Raw genomic sequence first — 1,251 nt, 5'->3', positions numbered from 1 at the left:
CTTTAGATAAGTTTAAAAGTTTTTTATTTTTTAATATGTTTAATGATAATGTGTAAATTGGTAAAAAATTAGAATTTATAATTCAATTTAAGATAAATAAGTTTATTTATCTTAAAAATTTATCAAACTCTAGTTTGTCCTATGAGATTATTTAATCTATCCATTATAGATCCAACATAAGAATTGATACTTTCACTACTTGCTTTCCAGCCATTAGCTTTTGCTTGATTAAACTGATTATCAAACCAAGCTCCACCATAACCTATAACAGAATTTTGCCATTTAACTCCTTTTTCCATTGCATAAATATCTGCGTCAAGCCAACCATCTTGTGCATAGCCTTTTAATAAACTTGCAAAATCAACTTTGCCTGTCATGATGTCATCTAAATTTATATCAGAATATTTTGGTACACTTTGTTTAGCAACATTAAGATTGTAATTCATTGCCTGTAGTGCAATTGTTGTATTTTTTCCTGCAACTACATATCCACCTTCTGATTTTAAAAAAGCTACAAATAAATTTTCTTTAGAATAAGTTCCATTTTCATTTTTTGGATAAACTGACATATCAGGATTAAAACCACCTTCTGTTAAAGCCCCTTGTGATAAACTTTGAATTGATAAGTTTAACTTTTGAGGATAAAAATTAATACCTATTATTCCCATTTGTATTGCTTGAGCTTCATGAAATTCATCATCTGTTTTGAAAATATTAGTTATTTTTGTATTAGAATGATCAACCAATCCTAATGCATTATAAGGGTTGGATTGATCTGAAAAATCTAATCCTTTATACCCAATAGAAATGTAACCTTTAGGCAAACTATTTAAATCTGCTTCACTAAAACTTGTTTTATTGGTATCGTTAAAAGCATGATTTATAATTTGATTAAATTGATTATAGTATTGTTTAATGGTATTTGCCATATCTATATTTGTAAAATAATGAGAAATTCCTAATTGATCCTTTATGTTTTGATGCTGTGCTTCATTATATCTCTCTATCTCATCCAAAGTAGATTTATGTATCTTAAAATCTTTTGGTAATCCTGCAGCTTCATTAAAGTCTTCTCCCATATAACCATCTTTATCTACACTATAACCATAGGCTGTATTGGTAGAAGTATTATTACTTATATCTGCTTGTTTGAATTTTAAAGTATAAATAGAGTTTTTAAATTCACTAGATATATTATAATTAGGAGAATTTGTTTTAGTGTAATAATTCTTATTGATATTATTATTGTTA

1 protein-coding gene is annotated in these 1,251 nt (G+C 26.5%); it reads right to left on the bottom strand.

The annotated features are described in order from the left end of the window. Positions 1 to 122: 122 nt before the first annotated feature. On the bottom strand, positions 123 to 1,251 hold a 1,129-nt coding region (locus tag H2280_RS08305; RefSeq protein WP_337216244.1), incomplete at its 5' end, for a Cj0814 family flagellar-dependent secreted protein.

It is taken from the genome of Campylobacter sp. 2457A (assembly GCF_020135895.1).
GTDB classification, from domain to species: domain Bacteria; phylum Campylobacterota; class Campylobacteria; order Campylobacterales; family Campylobacteraceae; genus Campylobacter_D; species Campylobacter_D taeniopygiae.
The sequence above is the reverse complement of the archived record's forward strand: the minus strand, read 5'-3'. Positions and strand labels throughout refer to the sequence as shown.